The organism is Chlorogloeopsis fritschii PCC 6912, from assembly GCF_000317285.1.
Classification (GTDB): Bacteria; Cyanobacteriota; Cyanobacteriia; order Cyanobacteriales; family Nostocaceae; genus Chlorogloeopsis; species Chlorogloeopsis fritschii.
The window spans coordinates 1-6996 of the sequence record NZ_AJLN01000052.1 but is presented as its reverse complement, the minus strand read 5'-3'; the positions used below and the strand labels follow the sequence as shown (position 1 = coordinate 6996).

The following is a 6996-nucleotide window of genomic DNA, read 5'->3' as shown; positions in this document are numbered from 1 at the left end:
CGTCAACGTTATTGGCTAGAACGTTCTCACCAGGAACAACACAGCTCGCCCATCGTTGCTCCTCCCCTCAATCCCATGCTCGATCGCAAGGTAAACGGGAGTATTAGCGATCGCAGTTCACAACCAGTGCATATCTTTCTCGATCGAAAAATCCCTCTCACACATTTTTCGCACCATTAAATCAACCAAAAAGAGGTATCAAAAAGTATTCCATGCAAGGAGCAAATACGCAATTGTTATCTATAGTCCAGGAACCCACCTGCTTTGAAAAAACCTTTGTTTTAGAAAAAGAAAGGGTACTCAGAGAGCACCAAGTTATGGGAATGGGAGTGCTGCCAGGAGTCGTTTATCTAGAGATGGTGGTGGCAGCCACTCTTGCCCTGCAAGGTAACTTTCCGGTTGTGGTGCAAAACCTCACTTTCACCAAACCAATGATTGTGGCACCGGGGGAACCTATACGCGCTGAATTGTTGTTAGAACCACAAACTCAGGTAACCAAATTTAAAGTTACCAGCCGACAGGAAAATGGCAAAGTTGAGCTGGTAGAACACGCGACAGGTTTGGTGGCAACGACGCATCCCGTCGAGGTTGCATCTTTGGATCTCGATACAGTCCGCACTCGCACCAGCCAAGTACTCCAGCCACAAGATATTTATGGTTGGTATAGCAACTTGGGGATTGAATACGGTTCTGGGTTTCAGGTAATTCAGTCGTTGCATATCAATGACAGTCAAGGGTTGGCAGTATTGGAGGCACCAGCCTCATGGCAAGAAGCGGCAGCTTGCTACTTGCACCCAGCCCTCTTGGATGGAGCGTTACAAGCTTGGGGGGCGCTGCTTGGTTTAGGCACAGCTAACCAGACAGATTCGCTGTATCTACCATTTGCCATTGAGAAAGTCACAGTCTACGGACAAGTTCAGGGACGGGTTTTCGCTCATGTTCGCCGCAGCGAGACAGAACAGAAAAATTCCAATGTGGCTCGTGGTGAAGTGTGCATTGTCAGTTCCGATGGCAGGGTTTTAGTAGAACTGCAAGGAGTCACCGCCCTGCGGAAACCCAACACTGCCCAGGCACCTGTATCTAATAAAGATTTGTATAAATTTTGCTATCAATTGCTTTGGCAACCAGAGCCTGCTTTCGTCAATTTAGCTAACGAAAAGCGCACCTGGTTAGTTTTTATGGATGAAATCGGCTTGGCAGCAGCTCTTTGCCAAGCTCTACAACAAGCAGGACATATATGTATAAACGTTAAAGTTAGTACCGAATTTTCTCGTATAGATAAGCAAAATTTTTCTATTGCTCCTGGTCAAGCGTCTCACTTTCAGCAACTATGGCAAGCTGTTTATCAAGATTATCCGGAAATTTCTGGAGTCCTTTATCTTTGGCCGCTCACAAATAAAGATTTTCACAATACCGAGCTTTCCCAACTCCAGGCTAGTGTACGGCAAGATTTGGCTAATCTATTAGGGATTACCCAAGCAATAACCCAACACCAGCAACCCTTAGATTTGTGGCTAATTACTAATGACTCCCAGCCGGTAACTGATAACACCCAGGTATCGCACCCCGATCGGGCAGCCCTTTGGGGTATGGTACGGGTGATTGCCCGCGAATATACCCAACTACGTTGTCATTGTGTAGATTTATCGTTACAGGAAGCGAACGCCACACTTGTAGAAGCACTTTGCCAAGAAATACAACTTGCCAGTTCATCCCATGATGTCGCCTACCGGGGAGGACAACGTTGGACGCCCCAGATGGTAGCGATCGCTTTTTCCCAAAATCAACCCTTACCCCTCCACTCTCAAGGCGCTTACCTAATTACAGGTGGTTTGGGGGGCTTGGGTGGTGAAGTTGCCAAATTACTTGCCCGTGCCGATCGCCCCCACCTTTACCTACTTGGACGCAAACCCTTGCCACCAGAGTCTGCATGGACTGCCTGGTTAGCAGAAAATCCCGAACATGAGGAAACATCTGTTCGCATCAAGCAAGTTCAGCAACTCCAATCGCTGGGAGCGCGAGTTATTCCCGTTAGCGGTGATGTGGCAAATTTGGCAGAAATGACAGCACTGATCCAGACGATTTGTGCTCATCACGGCAGACTGCACGGTATTGTTCATGCTGCTGGTGTAATTCAAGATGGACTGTTGCGTCACAAGTCAATCAGCGCAATGGAGGAAGTGCTGCAGCCAAAAGTACTGGGTGCATGGGTTTTAGCCCAAGCTACCCAACATTTGGATCTAGATTTTCTGGTGTTTTTCTCCTCCCTCGCTGCCCTAACTGGCAATATCGGTCAAGGTGATTACGCCGCTGCCAATGCCTTTCTCGATGCCTATGCTGCCTACCTGCGTCCCTCTCGCCCTGCCTTCAGTATCAATTGGGGGCCATGGAGTAATGTAGGTATGTTAAAAGCAGTTGCAGATGAGCGAATTCAGGCAATGGGGCTAGAAGCGATCGCACCAGAAGAAGGACAGCAATTGTTTGATTTAGCCTTACGCCAGAACTCAGGACAATGGGTAATTTTTAAGCAGGCTCCCGATCGAAATCTTGGCTCAGGTACAATTCCTTTAAATCAACTCCGTCCCAGTCATACACCAGCTACTACACCGCAACTTCAACTCGCCAAAACCCAATATAGCCCTGAACTGTTGAAGTTAATTCAGTCCTACTTACTCACTAAAATTGCCCAGACACTGCGTCTTGCAGAGGAACACATCAATCCGCGAGAAAACTTTATGGAGTTAGGATTTGACTCCATCATGGCGGTACAAGTCAAAAGCTCTATTGAGAAGGACGTTAACCTGACTCTAGATGCAACTCTATTGTTTGAATTTCCTTCAATTATCGAGCTAGCCGAATACCTGGCTAATCGGCACAGTGAAGCTTTGACAAAGTTCCTGTTACCTGATGACCCTAATCCGGTAAATGCATCGGTTATCTTGAATTCACAACCGCAACAGCCTGCGCCCTCAAACACCACCCTCAAAGAGCAATTCGACACCCAGACAGCACAACTGTCCCAACCACTTGCTTCTCGCCCAACTCAGGAAGACACAACTCGCCAGCAACCTGACAGAAACGAAAACACAGACATCGCAATTATCGGCTTATCTTGTCGCTTCCCAGGAGCAGCCAACCCAACCCAGTTCTGGCAAAATCTCCAGTTAGGGGTAGACGCAATTACTGAAGTACCCGTAACACGTTGGGATTGGCAAAAATTCTACCATCCAGACCGCTCTCAACCTGGTAAAACCTGTAGTAAATGGGGTGGCTTTATTGAAGGCGTCGAAGAATTTGATCCAGCCTTCTTTGGTTTATCCTGGCGGGAAGCACTACAAATGGATCCGCAGCAACGCTTAATGTTAGAAGTAGTCTGGGAAACTTTAGAAATAGCAGGTTACTTACCAGAGCATCTGAGCAAAGTCCGCACAGGAGTATTCATTGGTGCTGCCGGACAAGAATATGTCAATGTTCTCAAGGGCGCCCATCGCTACCACGATGCCCATACAGGTTCTGGTAATGCTTTATCGATTATTTCTAACCGCATTTCCTATTTATTTAACTGGATGGGGCCAAGTCTGACAGTAGATACGGCTTGTTCTTCATCTTTAGTGGCGCTGAATTTAGCATACCAGGCTTTGCGTCGCCAGGAAGCAGATGTTGCCCTTGTTGGCGGCTCTAATTTAATCCTAACGCCGGATGGAGCAATTATCTTTGGTCAGGCAGGAATGCTGTCTGCGGATGGACACTGTAAAACCTTTGATAGTAGAGCGGATGGATATGTACGTGGTGAAGGTTTTGCAGCCGTTTTACTCAAACCTTTAACAAAAGCACTACGGGACAAAGACAATATTTGGGCTGTAATTAAGGGCGCAGGAGTGAATCACGACGGACATTCCAAAGCCGGCTTGACTGCACCAAATCCCAAAGCCCAGCGTCGCTTGTTAGAAGATGTCTGGCAACAAGCAGGTATCCATCCATCTCATTTAAGTTACATTGAAGCCCACGGCACGGGTACTTCCTTAGGCGATCCGATTGAAATTCGCGGACTGGTAGAAGCCTTTGGTAGCTATACGAACAAACGCGGCTTCTGTGCCATTGGTACTGTTAAATCTAATATTGGTCATCTTGAACCAGCTGCTGGTATTGCTGGCTTGTTAAAAGTGATACTAGCTCTAAAACATCAACAACTACCACCGACACTGCACTTTCACAGCCCCAATCCCCACATTATCTTTGAAGACAGTCCATTTTTCGTCAACGACAAACTGCGGCAGTGGGCACCAGGAGTAGATAAACGCCTGGCAGGGGTAAGCAGTTTTGGTTTTGGTGGCGCAAACGCCCATGTAGTTGTTCAGGAAGCACCAACACTCCAGGTAGAAAGACCTCTTCAAGATCGCCCCGCCCATGTGTTTACTCTTTCTGCCCACAGCCCTGAAGCTTTACAACAACTAGTACAGCGTTATTTGGAATATCTTGACCAAGAAGATGGCACAGATATCCGCGACATCTGCTTTACGGTGAATACGGGTAGAACCCACTTCCAGCATCGGTTAGCCGTGGTTGTGCGCTTTAAAGACCAATTAGCAGATAAACTCTATATTTTCTCGCAAACTCCTGAAAAAATGTCGCGGCGATCGCTAATCTTCAGCAACACCATCGCGGCAGAGGAAACGATTCTCACTTCCATTGTGGCACGACTGCAAAAACTATCATCTCCTGCCCAGGCAGCACTTCAGCGCTGGTGCCAAGGAAGTTTGTTTGCCGACAAGATTTTGCCGCACTTAGCAGTAGGTGCAGACTTGACTGGCAATATTGGTGATGATATCTACGTGGAACTACTGACAGGACTAGCACAACTTTACTGCTTAGGAGTCGAAGTTGATTGGGAAGCTGTAGACGCAGGTTTTGTTAGAAAGCGTGTTGTTCTGCCCACTTACGCCTTTCAACGCCAGCGTTGTTGGCTGCAACCAGTTACAGAAAATACCGTCTCCACCAATGGGAAAGTAGAAATACATCCACTGCTAGGGCAACCACATTCAAGTCTGGAAGGAGCGGTATTTGAACAACATTGGCACGAGCAAAATTCTCTGCTATTACAGCATCACCAAGTCAATAATCATGCTGTGTTACCAGGGGCAAGTGCTATTGAATTTATGGCAGCAGCAGCACAGTACTTGCAACCACATCAAACTTATCGCTTGTCACAAATTGTCTTCAGCCGACCTTTAACTTTAGCAGCATCTGGAGAAGTTTGGACTCAAGTCCTAGTACAAAAAAATACTCATAATTTAAACTTCTACTTACGTAGCTCTCAGGAAGAACCAAGCAAACAATTCCATGCTTGGACAGATCATGCGATCGCTGTCTTGGCAGAAGCCACATTCACCAATCCTGCCAAACTTGATGTTGCCAGCATTGCCGCTCGGTGTCCCCAATTATTGTCAGGGGAACAAATTTATCAGGGTTTTGCCACCGCAGGCTTAACCTACGGATCAGCACTACAAGCTCTAACTGAGGTTAAAGTTGGACAACAGGAAGTATTAGCTGAGTTGCAACTACCTGATACCTGGTTGGCAACTGCCTTAGCTTATCAAGTGCATCCAGTCTTGGCAGATGCTGCCCTGCAAGCCTTGGCAGCATTAGTTGTGCAACCAGAGCGATCGCAAGTTCTCTACATTCCATTTGCGATCGATGAAGTTCGCATTTACAATCGTCTCCCCGAACGCATACTCAGTTGGGGGAGGTTAAATTCTGTCCACAACTCCCTTCAAGAAAACCTGATAGCAGATGTTACTTTGGTTACTTCCGAAGGAGAAGTATTGGTAGAAATGAAGCAAGTTCGCCTGCGGCGAGTTATGAAACAGCCAGAATCGGTGAGCCAAGCCCAAACCCAAAATGTCACAACATCGCACCTGTACGAACAGAAATGGGAAGCAAGCCCAATCATCAGCACAAATCAGCAACAAGAAACCCAAAAGCCACGACTACTGCTGATTGAACGCGACAGCATCGGCACTGCCCTCGCCCAAAGCCTGCGCCAAAGCGGCATCCGCGTCATCACAGCACACCCCAATAGTGAATTCAGCACCGACAACCAAGACAACTACAGCCTCAACCCCACTCAACCCCAACACTGGCAGCAACTAGCCACCCTTATTCAACAGCAACAAATCCAAGAAATAATACACCTGTGGACAGCCACAACCCCAACAGACACCCATAACCTTCTCAGCCTCGAACAAGGACTAAATCAAGGACTAAAAAGCTTATTCTCCCTGACTCAAGCACTAGTCACTCAACAATACCTGCCCAAAGGCTTGAGATTGCGCCTGATTACTGCCAACAGCCAAGCACCAAGTCTAGTTAGCGCACCAGAACGCGCAGCCACTTGGGGTTTACTCAAAACCATCGCCCTAGAAATACCCCAACTACAAACCCAAGCCATCGAAATCCAACTTGACACTCAAACAAATCTTCACCAACTCGTCGAGCAACTACACCAAGAAATCACCTCACCCATTACCCAAACTCAAATCGCCTATAACCAAGGACAACGTTGGCACAAAGTTCTTAAACCAATTCCCAACTCAGCAAGCCCTAGTTCTGGTTGGCAAGTGCAACCACAAGGAGTGTATTTAATCACAGGTGGATTAGGTGGAATCGGCTTAGAAGTTGCCACGTGGCTAGCACAACAATGCCAGGTGCAATTAATCTTGACCACACGTTCCTCTTTCCCAGCACCACAACAGTGGTCGCAATGGCTACAAACACATCCAAAAGATGATTCTACCAGCATCAAAATTCGTCGTTTGCAGACAATTATTTCTTTGGGCAGCTTTGTGTGTGTGGAACAAGTGGATGTTGGTGATTTTGTGGCGATGTCTGGGTTATTTGCCCGAATCTATGCTCAACACTCACATTTGCAGGCGATTTTCCATGCTGCGGGTGTGACAAAAGATGGACTTTTACGCTCCAAGTCACAACAGACTTTGA

The 6996-nt window shown here is 47.2% G+C and carries 2 protein-coding genes; both read left to right on the top strand.

All coding sequences use genetic code 11. From position 1 onward, the window contains the following. The coding region (locus tag UYC_RS37620) for a hypothetical protein (RefSeq protein WP_026087776.1) at positions 1-180 on the top strand (180 nt) is incomplete at its 5' end. 32 nt (positions 181-212) lie between these two features. After that, positions 213-6996 (top strand): SDR family NAD(P)-dependent oxidoreductase (locus tag UYC_RS0108345; protein WP_016879346.1); only part of this gene is annotated, 6784 nt, incomplete at its 3' end.